This window comes from Fredinandcohnia quinoae (assembly GCF_022427965.1).
GTDB classification, from domain to species: Bacteria; Bacillota; Bacilli; order Bacillales; family Bacillaceae_L; genus Ferdinandcohnia; species Ferdinandcohnia quinoae.
In genome coordinates this window covers 1-19,706 of the sequence record NZ_JAKTTI010000048.1, presented here as the reverse complement: position 1 = coordinate 19,706, position 19,706 = coordinate 1, and the positions used below count along the sequence as shown (strand labels likewise).

Here is a 19,706-nt window from a genome sequence, read left to right as displayed (position 1 = left end):
TATATGATAAGTTTACAACATAATGGTCGTAATACGTATAATAAAACTGGGAATACATTTTATCTTTCGATATAGTTTCTGATTTCTTAATACGTAAAGGTATTACCACCACAGTCTTTTGACTTATATAGATTCTGATCTGCTTCTTTAAATAATCGTTCAATATTTTTAGCATGTGTTGGATAAAATGAAATACCAATACTTGTAGTTATTTGTAGCTCATTGCCATGTATATGAATAGGTTCTTCCGTCACTTTTAATATTCTCTTTGAAACTTCTTCTATTTCTTCTTCACTCCTCAGTTCTGGTAGGACAATTGTAAATTCATCACCGCCCACTCTTGAAAGAGTATCCATCTTACGCAAAGAAGACCTAACACGTACTGCAAATTCTTTGATTACCTCATCTCCTATATCATGACCAAGGGTGTCGTTAATTTGCTTGAATTTATCACAATCAAGAACCATTAATGCAGTTAACCTACCCGTTCTATCTGTAGTAAACATCGCTTGCTTTAGACGATCTTCAAATAATCGTCGATTCGGTAATCCTGTTAAATGATCGTAAAACGCCATCTTAGCTAATTCATTCTCTTTTCTACGCTTTTCGGTTACATCTTCAGAGATTACAACAATCTTCTCTATTTCACCATCTGAATCTATAACAGGAATAAAATCTGAATGTAGCCAAACAGAGTGTCCATCTTGGTGAACACGTCTTAATTCAGCTTCAAAATATTCTCTAGTAACAAGCATTGTATTAAATTTCTTTGAAGCTTTATTTATATCATCAGGATGAATCATTTCTAAATATGATTTTCCAATTACATTTCTAACTGGATACCCCAAAACACCTTCTATTGATGGTGATACATAAATTACCTTACCTTTTGAATTCAGTATTTTTATAATATCCATCGAGTGCTCTGCGATGATCCTGAATCGTTCTTCACTTTCCCTCAAAGCCTTCTCTGCTCTTCTTTTGGTTGTGACATCCCTAAACATCAAAACGAGTGATGCTTGACCTTGTTCGATGATTGGTGCAGAGGTTGTCTCTGCATAAATTGTGTCTCCAGTAAGACTCACATATTTATGTACGACTATATCACCATTTCTCTCTTGATTAGCAGCCTCACTCATCCGTTTAATAACCTGATTACGATTGCTAGAATGGACAAAGTCTAACGCTGATCTTCCAATTACCTGACTTGAGCTTTTAGCCTTTAATAGATCAAGACCTGCTTGATTGATATATCTTACTATTCCTTCAGTAAGAACCACTAAAGCTTCCGGAGATGATTCTAATACTCTACGATATCTTTCTTCACTTTCCTTAAGCTCTTTCATCACTTGTTTAATCTCTGTTATTTCCTTATAAGTAGCTACCGCAATAATATTTCCTTTTTTAATTGGTCGATAACTGGCCATGACATCGATTATCATTCCATCTCTACGCTTACGCCGGGTTTCGAAGTTCAATGTTTCCCTGTCTTCTCGTAGACGTGTTAGGAATTCTTCTAGTTGATAAGCTTGGGATTGTAGATAGATAGTTGATAGATTTCTACCTGTGATTTCTTCCATTTCCCAGCCAAACATCTCGTTGAAAGCAGGGTTTACTTTAATAATTGATCCATCATATCCAAGCATAAAAATAACCTCTGTTGAATAATTCCATACTAGTTCAAGCTCTTCTTTTACTTGAATCATCTCTTTTTCAATCTTTTTTTGCTTTGTAACATCACGGCCAATCGTTGACATTCCAATGATTCCCCCAAATTCATCATAGATTGGGGAATAGGTTACACTTATATCGAGTAATTCTCCTGATTTTCGCTGTCGTTTCACATGAATTCCATTAATTCGCTTGCCATTTAATACTTCTGTTTGGATTTTTTTTGTTTCATTTTTTAGCCAATCTGGAACGACCGGTGCTTCCTTACCAATAACCTCATCCTTTGAATATCCATAAATATTAGTAAATGCGTCATTAATAAATTGAACAATCCCATTTTCATCCATGATACATATGGAGTCACTACTATCTTTAAAAAAGGATTCTAAGCGTGAATTTACTTGATTAAGTTCCTCGATAACTTTTTTCTCAGTAGTAATATCTTTTGCAATCCCATATATCCCTTTTACCTTACCTTCAATAATGATCGGGATATTTTTTACGCTAATAAAAACTTTCCTACCTTCCTTGTGATAGATATACGATTCAAAGCGAACTGATTCTCCCTCGTGAACCTTTTGAAATAACCTTTGTACCAATTCATATTCCTTTTTAGACATTAATTCCGAAAAATTAGTCCCGACTAGCTCCCCACTTTTATATCCAGTCATTTTTTCTGCTTCTATATTTACATCAAGGAAATAACCTTCAGTATCAAACATAAATACGGCATCTTCATTATGTTCCAAAATGGATGTTAAGCGTTGGCTATTTTCTTCAAATACATTTTTTGCACGCTGTAACTCTTGAAATTGCTTGCTTTTCTCTGATATATCCCGTACTACTGCTATGATATAAATATCTTCATTGTCAATAATAGGAGTTAGAATTGTTTCACTAATCATCGTTTTACCACTTGGAAGCTTCACCTCATCCTCAAATGAGACCACTCTATTAAATCTTGCTGCTCTTAAATAATGATGTTTCAAGAATTCCGATTTATCGTTTGAAAGAATATCATCAAATGTTCTTCCAAATATATTTTCATTTATATCTAAAGTCGTAAGTCCAGCTTGATTCGCAAACATGTATCTGAATTCCTCATCCTTGTACGCAATAATAAAAATAAGATCCTGTAAAGAATTAAACGCGGTAGCAACATATTTCATAATTTGTGTAAATTCTTTCATTTGAATCTTATTAATGAATTCTTCCATTTTCATCATTTTTCACCGTCCTAATTGTCCCACTTCTGTTTTTCTAATTAATATCCTTACCTTTATTGTGATGAAATATAAGATAAAAAGGTATCGCCTGTTATTCTTATTCTTAATAGGAGGCAGCCTAATTTTATCGTATCGGATTAGAAAACCATTTCTATTTACAAATTGTCTATTTCAACTAAAAAAAGCCACCAAAATCAGTAGCTTTTTTGAGTTAAATCTTATTTTATATTTTCCAAACCTTTATTGATTAACGATTTTCTCAAGTCCACCCATAGGTTGAGATGCAAGTTTCTCAAGTAGTTGATGACTCTCCGTATTTAATCCTTTAAGATTTACTTTTACACCATTTTGATAATACTTCATAACCACTTTATCAATGGCTCCTACAGCGGAATCATCCCAAAGATGAGCTTTTGATAGGTCTAGATCTATTTCACTAATTCTTTCTTTATAATCAAAACTTTTTACAAAATCATTTACCGAAGCAAAGAAAAGTTGACCTGACACATGATAGATCTTTTTATGAGCACCTTCTCCAGAAAGACTCGTTACAGTTACTTTTGATATTTTTGACGCAAAGAAAATTGCACTTAAGATAATTCCTACTAAAACACCTTTTGAAAGATCATGAGTTTTTAATACAGTCAGAACTGTAACAACCATTACAATCGTATCAGTCAGTGGCACCTTATGAAGTGTTTTAATTGATGACCAATCAAATGTACCTATTGAAACCATGAACATCACCCCGACCAATGCAGCCATTGGAATTTGAACAAGGTAATCTTGTAGCAATACAATCAGCACCATTAAAAAGGAGCCGGCAATTAATGTGGAGAGACGACCTCTCCCACCAGATTTTACATTTATGACAGATTGTCCAATCATGGCACAGCCTGCCATACCACCAAAGAAACCTGATACGATATTCGCCATTCCTTGACCACGTGCTTCCTTATTTTTATCACTCTCAGTGTCTGTCATATCATCCACAATTGTTGCCGTTAACATAGACTCAACCAAACCAACTATTGCAATAGATAATGAGTAAGGAAAAATGATTTGTAGTGTTTCAAAGGTAAATGGAATATCCGGAATTAAAAATATAGGTAAGGTCGATGATAATTCACCCATATCCCCAATTGTCCGAACTCCACTTCCTGTCATTACGGCAATAATCGTCATCACGATAATGGCCACTAAAGGTGACGGAACAGCCTTCGTAAAGCGTGGTAGGATATAAATAATCGCAAGCGCACCTGCTACCATCGCATACATTTGCCATGATTCACCTTTAAAATGAGGCAATTGCGCTGCAAAAATAAGGATGGCGAGCGAATTTACGAACCCCGTCATAACAGAGCGCGGTACAAACTTCATCAATCGACCTAATTTTAGAACACCCATGATAATTTGTAATACACCCGTTAAAATAGTAGCAGCTAATAAATATTGCAATCCATAGTCTGCAACCAATGTCACCATCAATAATGCGGTGGCTCCTGTTGCAGCAGATATCATCCCTGGTCTTCCACCTACGAATGCAATTGTAACTGCAATACAAAACGAAGCATACAATCCAATCATTGGATCAACACCCGCAATAAGTGAAAATGCAATTGCTTCAGGAATTAATGCTAGGGCAACAACAATACCTGCCAGAACGTCTCCCTTTACATTTCCAAACCATTCATTTTTTATTAAACTTAAATTCAAACCAGCACCTCTTCCTTTGTCTTGGTATATATTGACTTTCAACTCTCATGAAAGTCGGGTCCGTTTTTACCAAAACAAAGTATAGCTGATTATGACAAATCTGTGAAATCCAATGAAAACGCAAACAGTTGGTGCTATCTTTGTTTTTCGCCAATATCCTTTCATTTTCGATATTTATGCTATAATCATGGAGAAAATTGGTGGAAATTGAAGGGAGAAGACTCATATTCATTTCAATTAAAAGTAAACTGAGAGGCAATAAATCATCATTTTTGGAAATACGGTCGTTATTTTGTGAAAACGGCTGTTAAATTAGAAATACGGTCGTTATTTTGAAAATACGGTCATTATTTCAAAAATACGGCCGTTAGCAAAATTAATAAAAAAGGCTGCAGAATTTTGCAGCCTTTCTCACTAAATATACTTCCGATGCACTGTCTTGCCGTCATACATAAATACAACTTCTTTGTTCTCAAGCATTGTCTCCATATGGACTGGCCTCCCCCATAGCTGATAAATATATGGGAGTACTTTTTCAAGATATTTCAAATCAAGCTCAATGTCCTCATACCAATGCTTTAAATACAATTCTCCGCTTTTTAAATAATCTCCATCATTGACAGTGATATATGGAAATCCTCCATTGACACGCATATTAACAAGTTGATCACGAACCTGTTCCCAGCCTTTGTCAACAATTTTATAGTCCCTTCCCTGTTTTTGAAAAAGGTACATATCTTCACGCAATACCAAATCCTTCGTTAAATAATTCCGAATGAAGGATATATCGGATTCGACTTCACGTACTTCAAAGATTTTCTCACGACCCGAACCATGCTCCACACCATTTTCAATCATTTTTTTAGTTGGGTTATTGTACCTTTCTTCGATATCCTCGAAGATTTTCAGTCCTAGATAGTAAGGATTAATACTCGTTTTTGAAGGTTGCACAACACCTGCATTTAACTTTGCGAATTCAATAGACTCATCAGAGGTGAGGTCCATTTCTCGAAGAATCCTCTGATGCCAATAGGATGCCCAGCCTTCATTCATGATTTTTGTTTCGAGTTGAGGCCAAAAATAAAGCATTTCTTCTCGCATCATGGTTAATATATCTCTTTGCCACTCATCAAGCTCACGACTATATTGCTCAATAAATAGAAGAATGTCCTTTTCAGGTTGGGGTGGGAAATGCTTCCTCTTCCTTTGCTTTGGCTCTGGTTTTGACTTTTTATCCAGATTCCATAGATCATCATATGGTGAGGTACTCTTTTTCACTTCTTCCTCTTCTTCCAAGTCATCAAGGCTCCATGCAAGCTTTGGTCTCATTAGTGATGGATCAATATGCTCCTGGATGGCAAGTACTGCATCTAAAAATGTTTCAACCTCATGTTTTCCATATTGATGTTCATAGTGCTTAACACGTTCAGCTGTAGCAGCCATACTTTCGACCATATCACGTTTTGTATTGCTAAATCGATAGTTATTTTTAAAGAAATCACAGTGAGCAAGCACATGTGCCACAATTAACTTATTTTGAATTAATGAATTGGAATCTAACAAAAATGCATAACATGGGTCTGAGTTAATGACAAGTTCATAAATTTTACTTAAACCTAGATCGTACTGCAACTTCATTCGATAAAATTGCTTCCCAAAGCTCCAATGAGAAAATCGTGTCGGCATCCCGTAAGCACCAAAGGTATAAATAATATCAGCTGGACAAATCTCATATCTCATCGGATAAAAATCTAGCCCAAAACCTTCCGCAATTTCGGTAATTTCATCAATTGCGTACTCGAGTCCATGGCGGTCTGAATCTCTCACAGTTGATCTCCCCCTTTTCATCCCTTACCTCAATTTATGAAGGTTCCATCGAAATGATGAAGGGGGAATTTAAGTAATTAATGTGGTAGGAAATTCCGATCACTTGCCTCAGGCGGTTGTTCTAACCACTTTTTCTTAATCATTAGCTTTCCAAATGCGGCAAATACAATTAAATCATCTAAAATTGATTTTTCACAATGGACGGCAATATCTGCCCTCATACAAGCAACCGCAGCTGTTCCATAATAAGAAATAGCTGCTGCGATTAGAAAACCAGAGTGAAATAACATGAGTTTTTCAGAGAATGGAGCGACAGTCGAATTTGTTATTTCAGTTTCTAACGAGCGTGGTGTATGAAGATCATCTTCTAATAATAATTGTGAGAATTTTGCAATATGCTTATTTTTAACCTTGATACATTTTTCAATAAATTGAGATACCTCATTATCTTTAGAAACCTGTTGTACCGCAAGAAAACTTGCTTTTGCCAAAATACTCTTTTTTAAATTAAAAAATATATTACCACTTTCTATCGAATTCATTTTTCTGGCTTGTCCAAAAATATTTGTAACATAATTTAAGTTACTTATGATTGAAACAGAATTTGGAGTTATATAATGTGGTGGAGATTGATATAGACCTTTTGAGATGAGAACCTCAATCGATTTATTATAAAGATCCATCGTGTCAATATTACATTGATAATAAAAATCCCTAATATCCTGACGAATTGAACCACTAAATGCTAGGCCATATGCCTGTGCCCCATGCATCGTCATTGTATGCAGATAATCTAAGCAATAAAGGTCTGTATATAAAGGCGGAGCTTCAAGATTAACATCATCATCTGTAAAACCTATAGGAATAGGAAAGCTCAATTGTGAAAATATATTTTTCATAATTTCAACATGTTTTTTTGATAATTCAAGAGCCGTTAAGAATAATCTATGTATTTCTCGATCTTGACCGGTTAATAATTTATGCTTAATTACACATATTTGCAATGTCTCACGGATATAGTGCGTCCATAGATTTGAAATTTCGGTTGAAGTTAATCGTTCATTTTGCTGCATAAAAAATCATCCTTTCACAGGGTCTGTCTTTATTACCTTGCAAAAAAAGGATGCCTTTTAGGCACCCTTTGGTTTAACTGCCACAATATTTACCGATATAAGCGACTCTGTCTTTGGATTAAAGGAAACGATCACACGAGCTGTGAAGCTACGGTTTTTCTCTTGAACCTTAAGGTCGAAGGTATCCCTTGCTTCTGTTTCAGATATGACTTTTCTTCCTTGATACTGATAATCACTAATGTTGCTGTCAGGGTAATTTAACTTTGCTACATCTACTGCAATTTTCCCCCACTTTTCGTAATCGGATGGTAATTGCTCAGCATTTATCAACATCCCACCACTCATCATTACTAAAAGCATACATAAACATTGAATGAATTGAACTTTTACCTTATGTTTCAACACTATTAAAACCTCCAATTATTATTTTCTTTTAGCTTTTACTTCAATCATTTATTTATTAGTAAAGGTTTTGGATGAAAGACCAACATTTACAGTACAACAAAATTCAAATTCTCCGCACACTAATATCAACTCCTACAAAGGAGGTCATGCATTTTGAATAGTGTTGATTATGACAAAGCTCTATATTATACACACCGCTCACAATGGGATAACCTACTTATTTTGATGGTTCGAACGAAGGATGATTTTCTTTCGAAAAAAATTGAACATTTTTTACATGCATATAATTTCGAAAAAGACTATTCAGTCATTGAGAGACAATTATATTCTTTACTAAGATATATTGACCATGCATCACAAGACAGCATGGAAGAACTTACCGCATATATGTAGAATAGTGCAAGCGCCTTGAAATAGGAACATCGACTAAATACCGCCACGTCCTGTGGCGAACGCCGATGTCAGCACATCCTGTGCAAGTCCGACAAGCAAATGTTCTGTGGCAAAAAAGTCCGCTCTTTGACTTTTCTTGCCACAGGTTATTTGACCTCGAGGGGCTAGGCGCTGGAACTGGACATCAAGTAAAAAAAAGAGGAATAACATTTATTTGTTATTCCTCTCTTTTATGTTTGCTCAACCCAGTACCTTATGAACTTGTTCCATTACATCTGTAGAAATAGACTCTAACACTTTTTCACTGTTTTCTAATGAGTTTCCTTTTACACCGAAATAAAATTTAACCTTCGGCTCAGTACCAGATGGTCGTAGACAGAACCAGGACCCATCTTCTAGAAAATATTTAAGCACATTTGATTTTGGTAAATTAATTTCTGTTGTTTGTCCTGTTATTACATCATATTTTTTACTTGCACTATAATCTTCAACCGTAACAACCTTTCGGCTAGCAATAGCCGTTGGTGGTTCGCTCCGGAATGATGCGAGAAGATTGTTAATTTGCTCTGAACCTTCTTTACCTTTTAAGGTTAAGGATTGAAGCCCCTCACGGTAAAAATCGTACTTTTCAAAAATTTCGATAAGTCCTTCGTACATCGTCATACCTTTATTTTTATAAAATGCACACACCTCTACTGCTAAAAGGGCTGCTTGTACTGCATCTTTATCACGTACAAAATCACCAATCAAGTATCCATAACTTTCTTCATATCCAAATTGGAACGTATATTGTTCAGTTGCTTCATATTCTTTTATCTTCTCACCGATGAATTTGAAGCCTGTTAATGTGTCTATCGTCTCAAGACCATATGAATGAGCGATATCACGGCCAATTTCAGATGTAACGATTGTCTTTAAGACGACTCCATTTGTAGGGAGTATGCCTTGTTTTTGTTTTTCTGACAATATATAGTTAAGTAATAGAGCACCCGTTTGATTCCCGGTTAAAACAATATATTCACCTTGTTCATTTTTGACAGCTACACCTAATCTGTCTGCGTCGGGGTCTGTCCCAATCAAAATATCTGCATCTATTTCTTTACCTAATTTTATCGCTAATTCGAATGCAGCATGCTCTTCCGGATTTGGAGAAGCGACTGTTGAAAAGTTCGAATCAGGAAGTTCTTGTTCCCTAACTACAGTTACTTCTTTATATCCTAATGCCTGAAGTCCTTGTCTAACCGGCTTATTTCCAGTGCCATGTAACGGAGTGAATACAATTTTAATATGTTCATTTGATAAAGACGTGTTAAGTGAAATTGATGTTAATTTTTCTGTGTATGCCTGGTCAATTTTCTCACCTATCATTTTAATTAGACCAGATGCTTTTAATTCATCCTCCTGTCCCACTCTTATTTCAAGCTCATTATTTATTTCATTTACTTTTTCTATCACAGAGTCTGCAGCTTCAGGTGGAAGCTGTCCACCATCTGGTCCATATACTTTATAGCCATTATATTCTGGCGGATTGTGGCTAGCTGTAATAACAATTCCTGAGTATGCATTTAAGTATCTAACAGCAAATGATAGCTCTGGTGTTGGACGAAGTTCTTCAAATACATATGCTTGAATCCCATTAGTTGCCAGTGTCTTCGCAGCCTCCATTGCAAATTCAGGAGATTTATGACGGGAATCATACGCAATAACAACTCCACGTTTTTTAGCTTCTTCACCATTTGATGATATATAAGAGGCCAATCCCATTGTAGCCTTTCGCACTGTATACAAATTCATGCGGTTCGTCCCAGGACCAATTTCCCCACGCATACCGCCAGTTCCAAACTCTAAATTTTTGTAAAAACAATCCTCGAGTTCTTTAGAATACTTCTTCTTTGTTAGTAGATCATTATATATTTCTTTATCCAAATCAGGTGTATTAAACCATAATTCATATTTTTCTTTCCAGTCCATCAGTCATGAACCTCCTAGAACATTAATGATATTTCTATGTAAATTTATACAAATATGACTATTCTATTTTAATAAAAAAAACCTATCATTTCCAATGATATTAATTGATTCATAAAAATATCCACAAAATCCTCAAAGATAGAAAAGAACAGAGGGGATTAACCGTCTGTTCTCGAGTACAAGTATTAAATTTTATCTACACTGCTTTGCTTGCTTCTTTTATATACATTTCAACTTCGGCTTCATAGCTTTCTTTCTCTTCTTCGGTCCAGTTGAAAGTAGTGGCCATAGTGGAGATGATTTGCCTTTTCCATTGATTAACCCATTCAATATTGAAAAACATTGCTCCTGTACGTCGGATTAGATAATCAATTGGTTTTGTGACCATTTCATATCGTATTCCATATTCTAGTGATGCATAAATACTCGTCGGCAGTTGTGCTTCTTTCGCCTTCTTCCCAGTCTCCCACATAATATCAATGAGTGTTTCAATATTTGAACCGTACAAACGGGTTAATCTTTCAGCTTCTTCTTTAGAGAATGAAAAATCAAAAATTAGTTTTTTTGTTTTTTCAGCAATAAACGCTTGAAAATTAGCTGAACCACCTACATCCCCTCCTGAAATTGGAAGTGTCTTTGTTTGGCATGCATGTAATGAACGAGCTTCCTTCTCATTTAGTGATTTCGCAACCAAATCAACAACTGTCTCTGCCATTTTTCGATATCCTGTTAACTTCCCACCAGCTATCGTGATAAGTCCTGATTCCGATTGCCAAATTTCATCCTTACGAGATATTTCTGATGGATCCTTACCTTCCTCATAAATAAGTGGTCTTACTCCAGCCCAGCTTGATTCAATGTCATCATCCGCTACTTTCACATCAGGGAACATATAATTGATCGTTTCGATTAAATAGTCACGATCTTCCTTCGTAACAGTTGGGTGAGCAGTATCGTTTTGATAAAAGGTATCTGTCGTACCAACGTAAGCTTTGCCATCACGTGGGATGGCAAACACCATACGACCATCTGGAGTATCATAATAAATCGCTTGTTTCAACGGAAATCTTGTTTGATCGATAACAATATGAACACCCTTCGTAAGCCTTAGTACTTTTCCAGACTTTGATTTGTCTGCGTCCCGCATTGTATCAACCCATGGACCGGTTGCATTAATAATTTTTTTTGCAAAGATCGAATATTCTTTTCCAGTTACTACATCAATAACAATTACACCTTTTACCTTGCCATTTTCATAAATAAAAGACTCAACCTTCGAATAATTAACAGCCTTCGCACCATTTTCTACAGCCTTTTTCATAACCTCAATAGTAAGCCTTGCATCATCCGTACGATATTCTACATAATATCCACCACCTAGCAGACCTTCTTTTTTGACAAGGGGTTCCTTAGCTAATGTTTCACTTGCACTGAGCATAGTCCTTCTTTCAGATTTTTTAACACCAGCTAAAAAATCATAAACACGTAATCCAATGGATGTAGAAAATTTCCCAAATGTTCCCCCCTTATGAATTGGTAAGAGCATCCATTCTGGGGTTGTAACATGTGGACCATTTTCAAATACAATTGCTCTTTCTTTTCCAACCTCAGCAACTAAACCAACTTCGAATTGTTTTAAATACCGTAGTCCTCCATGAACAAGCTTAGTAGAACGACTCGAAGTTCCTGCTGCAAAATCCTGCATTTCGACTAATGCTGTTTTTAGCCCACGTGTAGAAGCATCAAGCGCAATACCCGCACCTGTTATTCCACCACCTATAATGAAAATATCGAATACTTCTGTTTCCATTTCTGCTAAAATATTATTTCTATTCTCACCTGAAAAGTATGTCATGTATGAATCGTCCCTTCAAAAAGGTAGAAAAAAAGAGACCACAACAGTCATCATAATCAATGATTACAATGCATTGTGGTCTCTCCGTATCTCCTACCGAATTATTAACTTACATTTATTATATCATAGCTTTTATTTAAACACCATAGCAGCATTCACTGCTTTTTTCCAACCAGTATATAATAAGTCTCTTTCCTCATCAGTCATTAGAGATTCAAATGTATGGTCAATCTTCCATTGCGATGAAATTTCTGCTTGATTCTTCCAGTAACCAACTGCTAAACCTGCAAGATAAGCGGCCCCCAGTGCAGTTGTTTCATTTATAACAGGTCGTTCAACTGGTACATCTAAAATTCCACTTTGGAACTTCATTAGAAAATTATTTTTAACTGCGCCTCCATCAACACGTAATGTTTTTAATTGAATCCCCGCGTCTGCCTCCATTGCCATCAATACATCCTTTGTTTGGTATGCTAAAGATTCTAAAGTCGCTCGAATAAAATGCTCTTTTGACGTTCCGCGTGTAAGTCCAAAAACCGCACCTCTTACATCACTATCCCAATATGGTGCTCCAAGACCTACAAATGCAGGAACAACATATACACCAGCAGTTGACTCAACTTTTTCCGCGTAACCTTCACTATCCTTTGCATCTTTAAACATTCTTAATCCATCTCTTAGCCATTGAATTGCTGAACCTGCAACAAATATGCTCCCTTCAAGTGCATATTCTACTTTTCCATTTAAACCCCAAGCAATTGTCGTTAATAAGCCATGATTGGATGAAACTGCTTTTTCACCAGTATTCATTAGCATAAAACAACCTGTGCCATATGTATTCTTCACCATACCCTCTTCATAGCATGCTTGGCCAAACAATGCTGCTTGTTGATCTCCTGCTGCACCCGCTATTGGGATTTCATGGCCAAAGAAATGATAAGCAACAGTATTCGCATACACTTCAGAAGATGGACGAACCTCAGGGAGCATCGACTTTGGAATTGTTAAATGCTCAAGCAATTCATCATCCCATTGCAAATCATAGATGTTATACATTAACGTTCTTGACGCATTCGAATAATCCGTAACATGCGCCTTTCCACCTGAAAGCTTCCATATTAGCCACGTATCAATCGTGCCAAATAATAGTTGACCATTGTCTGCCTTTTCTCTAGCACCCTCAACATTGTCTAAAATCCATTTTACTTTTGTACCTGAAAAATATGCATCAATTAATAATCCAGTTTTTTTCCGGAATGTATCATTTAATCCTTTTTCCTTTAAGGCTTCACAAATATCAGCAGTTTGTCGTGATTGCCACACAATTGCATGATAAACAGGCTGGCCAGTTTCTTTATCCCATACGACTGTTGTTTCACGTTGGTTCGTTATTCCGATACCTTCAATTTGTTCAGCCTTTACCTCTGCTTCTGATAACACAGCCGCCATTACCGATAGAATTGATCCCCATATTTCATTTGCATTATGCTCGACCCAACCGGGTTTTGGAAAGATTTGTGTGAATTCTCGTTGAGCAACATGAGCAATTTCACCCTTTTCATTAAAAAGGATGGCACGTGAGCTAGTTGTTCCTTGATCTAATGCTAGAATGAACTTTTCCACTCCTTAATCCCCCTTTACTCTTTACACTTACCTTCTCATGTTCTATTTTCAATTTTAGCAATTAATTGTTTCAGTTCAATTACAGCCATTGAATCTATTCGATCGTCAACCTCACAAAAATTTAAATCCTTTGTCACTTCATTTGGAACAATCACACAATACATTCCTGCACGTTTTGCAGCCAATGCTCCATTTGCAGAATCCTCAAATACAAGACATTCTTCCGGTTCTACACCCAAACAACTTGCAGCCTTCAAGTAAAGACTTGGGTTTGGTTTTACCTCTTCAACATCATCGGAAGTACGGATACATTCAAAATAATCAAATAAACAAAGATTTTTCAAATGCGATGACACCCATTCATATGTAGAGCTTGATGCTAGCCCAATCTTCAAACCTGATTCTTTTGCAGCTTTCAAATATTCTACAACACCGGGTAATGGACCTTCATTTTTTAATCGCTCTTGAAATCGCTCGTTTAGTAATTTTTCCAACATATCCTGATCTAATTTTTCACCTAGCTGCTCTTCTAAATAAAGCAAAGGCTTAAAACCAGCTTGTGTTCCAATTACCTTTCCCCAAACAGGTAACGGAAGCTCCGATCCATGTTCCTGAAATATTTCATTCAGCACATTGTATTCATGTGACTCTGTATCGAATATCAAACCATCGAAATCAAAAATAACTGCATTTATCATGTAATGAAATCCCTACTTTCACTCGTCTCTTTTTCTAATCATATCAAAAAAGGATGTAAAAAAGATATTTTAGTCCTTTTCAAATGTATTCTAATTTACATTCTACTATCGGGATACTATAATTTGGAGTATATCTTAATAAAGTGAGGTAAATACATGCATGTAAAAAACGAAAAAACACATGAAGCCTTCTTGTTTATTTCATTTGCTGCAGCTCTTATTGCAACACTGGGAAGTCTTTATTTTTCTGAGGTTTTAAAATATGTTCCTTGTGAATTATGTTGGTATCAACGTATTTTTATGTACCCACAAGTGATCATCTTAGGGATTGCAATTTTTAAAAAGAATTATTCCATTACCCTATATACATTTATTCTTTCTACAATCGGAGGATTTATCTCCATTTATCACTATCTCGTACAAAAAGTACCTGCTATCGGTGACAATTCAATTTCTTGTGGCCTTGTACCATGTAATGGACAATACATAAACTGGTTTGGTTTTATTACAATACCATTCCTTGCATTAACTGCATTTATCATCATCGCAGTTACTAGTTTTATAGCAATGAAAAAGATGAAAGAAGGTATGTGAATTTGAAGAAATTAATTATTTTTACCGTACTCATAGTTGCTTTATTTGCCGCACTTGCAATTATTACTACTGTCTCAAACAAGCAAAAAGCTGAAGGGAATCCTTATGGAAAGGACGAGCTTGAGCCAGCAACAATCAAACAATTAGACGATCCTAATTATCAAAACCAAATTCTTCCTGATGAACTTGAGAAAAAACTAGAAGCAGGAGAATCACTTACTGTTTACTTTTATGATCCAACATGTCCTCATTGTAAAGAAACAACACCTGTTATTGTTCCAATGACAAATGGTATGGGGATTGACCTCAAGAAATTCAACCTACTTGAATTTAGAGATGGTTGGAATGAATATGGAATTGAGTCAACTCCAACATTGATTCATTTTAAAAATGGGAAAGAAGAAAAACGTCTCGTAGGATCTAATGAAAAATCAGTATTTGAAGAATGGTTCCTAAGCATTCTAGGTAATCAATAATGAATAAAAAGAACCCTATCAATTGTGATAGGGTTCTTTCTATTCGGTCAGTTTTCTGTATGTATTAGGCTAAATATTGATTAGCTGGCTTAGAATATTTGCTTAACACTTCATGATTCACTACCCGAAACTCATCAGTTGTAAAAGGGAATAAATAACCAAATTCATTTAATATTTTTGCATTTCTTTTGAACATCTTTTGATGATTCAATTGAAATCCTTCATATTGAACGGTTTCTAAAACTGCAATAATTGCTTGAAGGCTTGATATGACTTTAAATGCCTTGTCTAATGTTCTGTTATAATAGATATCTTCTTCTTTTGGAGCTAACACGTTTAATCCTTCTAATTTCATAATATACTCATCATCAAAATAAATTGGAAAAACGGAAGAATACATATAATTGATTAGCTCAGTAATGTGATGTTCCTGTTCAGGAGTTGATGCCACTACTACTTTCACTGTAAAACCACCTTATTAATACCTTTGTAATACCAATAGAATAACATAGCTTACAAGGTTTTGGGTAAGGTAAGTCTTTCCTTCAAATCCACATATCTCTTTCATTGAATTGTACAGTTCGATATACTTTATTAAAACATTTATTGAAGGTGATTACGTGCTAACTGATAAAAAAGGGGAATGGCTCGAGGTAACGATTCCGAAAGATTGGAATGGCTATACAATCGAGCACATTTTAAAAGAAATTTGGCAAGTACCGCGACTTTTGCTTCATCAATATCGTATGGATAAAAGTGTCACACTAAATGGACATGCTATCACTTGGAACACCAATGTAGTGACTCATGATAAATTTCAGCTGCATTTATTTCAACCCGAAGATTTTGATGTAGAGCCAGAGTACATCGATTTACATATTTTATATGAGGATGACCATTTATTAGTCGTGAATAAGCCTGCTGGAATGGACACACATCCGAATGATCAGGGGCAACAAGGAACACTTGCAAATGCTGTTGCATTTCATTTCCAATCTACTGGAGTTAATGCAAAGGTTCGTCATATTCACCGATTGGACCGTGACACGACAGGTGCAGTCTTATTTGCTAAAAACAAACTAGCTGGAGCCATCATGGATCGTCGCCTAGAAAACCGTGAAATTAAGCGTACTTATCATGCCCTTGTACATGGAATACTCAAGCAGAAATCCGGTAAAATCGATGCCGCCATTGGTCGGGATCGCCATCATCCTACACGTAGAAGAGTTTCTCCATCTGGTCAAAAGGCAATTACGAACTACAAGGTCATTCAGACCCTGACTTCTCAAAACATGACATTAGTTGAATTAGAGCTTCAAACAGGAAGAACACATCAAATCCGAGTACATATGAGCTATCTCGGGTATCCACTGATCGGAGATACTTTATATGGTGGGAAGCCAATCGTACCAAGACAAGCATTACATGCAGCTAAACTAAAATTACAACATCCTATTACGAATGAAATAATTATTTGTGAAGCACCTTTTCTAGATCATCCTGATATTTTTCATTTTTCAAATTAATAATTTGACATTTCATTATTGACGTAATAAAATATTTTTACGTAAACAATAATTGTTATGAAGGTGATTATCTGTGAATGCCCATATTTTAGAATCTTATGTTGTTGACAACCCGGAACAGGCAAAAGCACTATTGAATCCTTTACGTGGTGAGATTATAGGACAATTAACTGAACCAGCTTCAGCAACTGAAGTGGCTAAAGCAATCAATGAAACACCACAACGCGTTAACTATCATCTAAAAACATTAGAAAAGGTTGGGCTCGTTAAACAAGTTGGAACACGCCATGTTCGAAATTTAATCGAAGTGCTCTATCTAGCCGTAGCAAAATCTTTTATCATGTCTGATTCACTTGGGTGGAGTCACGACGCAATCGAACGACTGAAAGATCAATCTTCCCTTGCACATTTAATTACAATTTCCGAACGGATTAGAAAGGATGCTTTATCCTTACTCGAACAATCCGAACAAAATATTGAAATTCCCAGTGCAAGCCTTCAAACAAAAATTGTCTTACCCGAAAAGAAAGACAGAAATGCATTTTTAAATGAATATGTGAAACTTGTAAAACAATTAGTTGAAAAGTATCAAGTAAACGAAGCAAGTGATGAGAATTATAATGTCATGCTTTCTATTTATCCTGAACCGACGGGAGGTACAAACAATGACACAAAAGAATGAGACTTTGGTGAAAGTAAGACCGATTTTGATTTGGGAACAACAAAATAACCAAGAACAATCTTCCAATGTGATTCCCTTATTTGGAAATAAATCTTCGGAAGAAGTCGTTCAAGAGATCGTTATACAAACTTCAGTACAGGAAGTTCAAATAACAAGCATATCATCTGGCTTTGGAAACATTAGCATGCAACATAATTCCGCCATTCGTATGGCTGCTTAAATTAGGAGGAATGAAATAATGAATTATGTACCTGTAGTTGTTGAACAAACGAGCAGAGGAGAACGCTCGTATGATATTTACTCAAGATTATTAAAGGACAGAATCATATTTATCGGTACTGAAATAAATGACCAAATTTCAAATGCAGTTGTCGCGCAATTATTATTTTTAGCCGCTGAGGATTCTGAAAAGGACATCAGTATCTATATTAATTCTCCAGGTGGTTCAGTAACTGCTGGAATGGCCATTTATGATACCATCCAATTTATAAAACCAGATGTATCAACAATCTGTATTGGAATGGCGGCATCTATGGGAGCAATTCTCATGCTTGCTGGAACAAAGGGAAAACGCTACGGACTTCCAAATTCAGAAATCATGATCCATCAACCACTTGGCGGTGCCAGAGGTCAAGCGACTGATTTAAAAATTGCTGCTGAAAATATTTTACGTACAAGAGATATGCTTGCAAGAATAATTTCGGAACAATCCGGCCAACCGCTTGAAAAAGTTGAAAAAGACATGGATCGGGATTACTACTTAACAGCCGAGCAAGCTCTTGAATATGGGTTAATTGATAAAATTATTTCAAAGCTTTAATGAAACTTGAAACGATAACCGGGTCTTGCATACATGCAAGGCTTTTTTTCTTTGTATATACTAAGAGTATTAGCTTGTTTGTTTCAGAAAGGAGCTTCCTTGTGCACGACTTCATTATTTACATCATACTAGGGCTTGGTGTTGGTATTATGTCTGGATTCTTTGGGATTGGAGGTGGGTTTATACTCACTCCTATCCTTATGCTGATGGGATTTACTCCCGTTCTGGCGATTGCAATTAGTCTTTTATACACGGTTGCTACATCCCTTTCTGGTGTGGTTGCGCATTTTCGGTTAAAAAATATTAAATGGGAAACTGCTATTATTCTTGGAATCAGCGGTATTATTGCAACACAAATTGCACATCCCTTTGTCTTATTACTTGGTAGATACAATATCGAAAATACGATTATTCCACTTATGTATCTAGGACTCATTATTTATTTTTCAATTTCTATTTTAGTTTCAAAGGGTACAAACCCCCATCATACATTTACCAAAAATAAATCCTCTTACTTCAAAATCATATTAATTGGGGCCTTTGCTGGCTTTGTTTCAACTACCTTAGGGGTTGGTGGTGGCTTTATTATCGTTCCATTATTAATGAGTGTTTTATCCTTTCAACCGAAATATGCGGTTGGCACTAGTCTACTTAGCGTATTCATGATTGTAATTGTTGGATTTACGTCATATGCCTCGTCAACAACACTTGATTATGGAGTAAGTCTCAGTTTAATTATCGGGGCTATCGTCGGAGGACAATTAGGGGCCAAAGTGACAATGGGATACGAGGATTCTCAAGTTCGGCACTTCCTTGCAGGTCTATATATTACAACTGGCATAAGTTTATCATTAAAATTATTTCATTTAAATTTCATAGGTTTATTACTATTATTGCTTTATTGCTTATTCATGTTGATTCATTTTATCATTTTCCGACAGAAGACTCCCTCTTCAATCATGTGATGGGCGCAGCCCAACGATATGGGGGAGATGAATGTCGGTTGGCAGTAGCCAAAGTGGTTTCCGCATGGTACAATTAGAACGAATGTTCCCTTTGAGAGAGGTGAAAACAATGCTAATCAACAAGGCATATAAATTCCGTATCTATCCAACTATAGAACAAGAAACCCTAATTGCTAAGACAATTG

Annotated in this window: 19 protein-coding genes; 9 read left to right on the top strand and 10 right to left on the bottom strand. The window is 35.9% G+C overall.

The genetic code is table 11. The features are described 5' to 3' along the window. Positions 1-86 precede the first annotated feature (86 nt). The 5 genes from MJG50_RS20105 to MJG50_RS20085 all read right to left on the bottom strand — a co-directional run bounded on the left by MJG50_RS20105 (position 87) and on the right by MJG50_RS20085 (position 7,918). On the bottom strand, positions 87-2,897 hold the full coding sequence (locus MJG50_RS20105) for a PAS domain S-box protein (RefSeq protein ID WP_240257563.1): 2,811 nt from the start codon (positions 2,895-2,897) through the stop codon (positions 87-89). Between the two features lie 240 nt (positions 2,898-3,137). Continuing rightward, positions 3,138-4,613 carry a SulP family inorganic anion transporter gene (locus MJG50_RS20100; protein ID WP_240257562.1) on the bottom strand — a complete coding sequence of 492 codons (1,476 nt, stop codon included), beginning with the start codon at positions 4,611-4,613 and terminating at the stop codon, positions 3,138-3,140. A gap of 414 nt (positions 4,614-5,027) precedes the next feature. Beyond that, entirely contained in the window at positions 5,028-6,440 is a 1,413-nt protein-coding gene (locus tag MJG50_RS20095; RefSeq protein WP_240257561.1) for a SpoVR family protein, read from the bottom strand. 77 nt (positions 6,441-6,517) lie between these two features. Next, on the bottom strand, positions 6,518-7,513 hold the full coding sequence (locus tag MJG50_RS20090; protein WP_240257560.1) for a DUF3231 family protein: 996 nt from the start codon (positions 7,511-7,513) through the stop codon (positions 6,518-6,520). Between the two features lie 57 nt (positions 7,514-7,570). After that, entirely contained in the window at positions 7,571-7,918 is a 348-nt protein-coding gene (locus tag MJG50_RS20085; protein ID WP_240257559.1) for a DUF3889 domain-containing protein, read from the bottom strand. Positions 7,919-8,071: 153 nt separating this feature from the next. Here MJG50_RS20085 and MJG50_RS20080 point away from each other — a divergent pair, with 153 nt between their 5' ends. Next, positions 8,072-8,311 (top strand): YhdB family protein, encoded by a 240-nt coding sequence (locus tag MJG50_RS20080; RefSeq protein ID WP_240257558.1) that lies wholly within the window; start codon positions 8,072-8,074, stop codon positions 8,309-8,311. A 240-nt stretch (positions 8,312-8,551) separates the two neighbouring features. Here the strand turns inward: MJG50_RS20080 and MJG50_RS20075 are convergent, their stop codons facing one another. The 4 genes from MJG50_RS20075 to MJG50_RS20060 form a co-directional block, all read right to left on the bottom strand. Then, positions 8,552-10,282 carry a phospho-sugar mutase gene (locus MJG50_RS20075; RefSeq protein ID WP_240257557.1) on the bottom strand — a complete coding sequence of 577 codons (1,731 nt, stop codon included), beginning with the start codon at positions 10,280-10,282 and terminating at the stop codon, positions 8,552-8,554. Positions 10,283-10,478: 196 nt separating this feature from the next. Then, positions 10,479-12,137, bottom strand: a complete 1,659-nt coding sequence (locus MJG50_RS20070) for a glycerol-3-phosphate dehydrogenase/oxidase (protein WP_240257556.1) — start codon at positions 12,135-12,137, stop codon at positions 10,479-10,481. A 132-nt stretch (positions 12,138-12,269) separates the two neighbouring features. Continuing rightward, complete coding sequence (gene glpK / locus MJG50_RS20065; RefSeq protein ID WP_240257555.1) at positions 12,270-13,760, bottom strand: glycerol kinase GlpK; 1,491 nt, start codon at positions 13,758-13,760, stop codon at positions 12,270-12,272. 35 nt (positions 13,761-13,795) lie between these two features. Continuing rightward, entirely contained in the window at positions 13,796-14,458 is a 663-nt protein-coding gene (locus MJG50_RS20060) for an HAD family hydrolase (RefSeq protein ID WP_240257554.1), read from the bottom strand. A 156-nt stretch (positions 14,459-14,614) separates the two neighbouring features. Here MJG50_RS20060 and MJG50_RS20055 point away from each other — a divergent pair, with 156 nt between their 5' ends. Beyond that, positions 14,615-15,052 (top strand): disulfide oxidoreductase, encoded by a 438-nt coding sequence (locus MJG50_RS20055; protein ID WP_240257553.1) that lies wholly within the window; start codon positions 14,615-14,617, stop codon positions 15,050-15,052. Positions 15,053-15,054: 2 nt separating this feature from the next. Next, a complete protein-coding gene (locus MJG50_RS20050; protein WP_240257552.1) occupies positions 15,055-15,528 on the top strand; it encodes a thioredoxin family protein in 474 nt (157 codons plus the stop codon). Positions 15,529-15,592: 64 nt separating this feature from the next. Here MJG50_RS20050 and MJG50_RS20045 read toward each other — a convergent pair whose 3' ends face one another. Further along, positions 15,593-15,991: a DUF5365 family protein gene (locus MJG50_RS20045; protein ID WP_240257551.1), complete on the bottom strand. Its 399-nt coding sequence runs from the start codon at positions 15,989-15,991 to the stop codon at positions 15,593-15,595. A 157-nt stretch (positions 15,992-16,148) separates the two neighbouring features. On the opposite strand from MJG50_RS20045, the gene MJG50_RS20040 reads away from it, so the two are divergent. From MJG50_RS20040 to MJG50_RS20015, 6 genes are all read left to right on the top strand, one after another. After that, positions 16,149-17,054 carry an RluA family pseudouridine synthase gene (locus MJG50_RS20040; RefSeq protein ID WP_240257577.1) on the top strand — a complete coding sequence of 302 codons (906 nt, stop codon included), beginning with the start codon at positions 16,149-16,151 and terminating at the stop codon, positions 17,052-17,054. A gap of 73 nt (positions 17,055-17,127) precedes the next feature. Next, complete coding sequence (locus MJG50_RS20035; protein ID WP_240257550.1) at positions 17,128-17,736, top strand: helix-turn-helix domain-containing protein; 609 nt, start codon at positions 17,128-17,130, stop codon at positions 17,734-17,736. Further along, complete coding sequence (locus MJG50_RS20030; RefSeq protein WP_240257549.1) at positions 17,720-17,956, top strand: hypothetical protein; 237 nt, start codon at positions 17,720-17,722, stop codon at positions 17,954-17,956. The genes MJG50_RS20035 and MJG50_RS20030 overlap by 17 nt, the downstream gene beginning before the upstream one ends. A gap of 18 nt (positions 17,957-17,974) precedes the next feature. Then, on the top strand, positions 17,975-18,556 hold the full coding sequence (gene clpP, locus MJG50_RS20025) for an ATP-dependent Clp endopeptidase proteolytic subunit ClpP (RefSeq protein ID WP_240257548.1): 582 nt from the start codon (positions 17,975-17,977) through the stop codon (positions 18,554-18,556). 101 nt (positions 18,557-18,657) lie between these two features. Then, positions 18,658-19,521 carry a sulfite exporter TauE/SafE family protein gene (locus MJG50_RS20020; RefSeq protein ID WP_345893256.1) on the top strand — a complete coding sequence of 288 codons (864 nt, stop codon included), beginning with the start codon at positions 18,658-18,660 and terminating at the stop codon, positions 19,519-19,521. Between the two features lie 109 nt (positions 19,522-19,630). Further along, positions 19,631-19,706 (top strand): helix-turn-helix domain-containing protein (locus MJG50_RS20015; RefSeq protein WP_240257575.1); only part of this gene is annotated, 76 nt, incomplete at its 3' end.

Coding starts and splice junctions, on each gene's coding strand:
- MJG50_RS20055 (WP_240257553.1), top strand. CDS start 14,615: ATGCATGTAAAAAACGAAAAAACACATGAAGCCTTCTTGTTTATTTCA.
- MJG50_RS20105 (WP_240257563.1), bottom strand. CDS start 2,897: ATGATGAAAATGGAAGAATTCATTAATAAGATTCAAATGAAAGAATTT.
- MJG50_RS20060 (WP_240257554.1), bottom strand. CDS start 14,458: ATGATAAATGCAGTTATTTTTGATTTCGATGGTTTGATATTCGATACA.
- clpP (WP_240257548.1), top strand. CDS start 17,975: ATGAATTATGTACCTGTAGTTGTTGAACAAACGAGCAGAGGAGAACGC.
- MJG50_RS20075 (WP_240257557.1), bottom strand. CDS start 10,282: ATGGACTGGAAAGAAAAATATGAATTATGGTTTAATACACCTGATTTG.
- MJG50_RS20090 (WP_240257560.1), bottom strand. CDS start 7,513: ATGCAGCAAAATGAACGATTAACTTCAACCGAAATTTCAAATCTATGG.
- MJG50_RS20030 (WP_240257549.1), top strand. CDS start 17,720: ATGACACAAAAGAATGAGACTTTGGTGAAAGTAAGACCGATTTTGATT.
- MJG50_RS20070 (WP_240257556.1), bottom strand. CDS start 12,137: ATGACATACTTTTCAGGTGAGAATAGAAATAATATTTTAGCAGAAATG.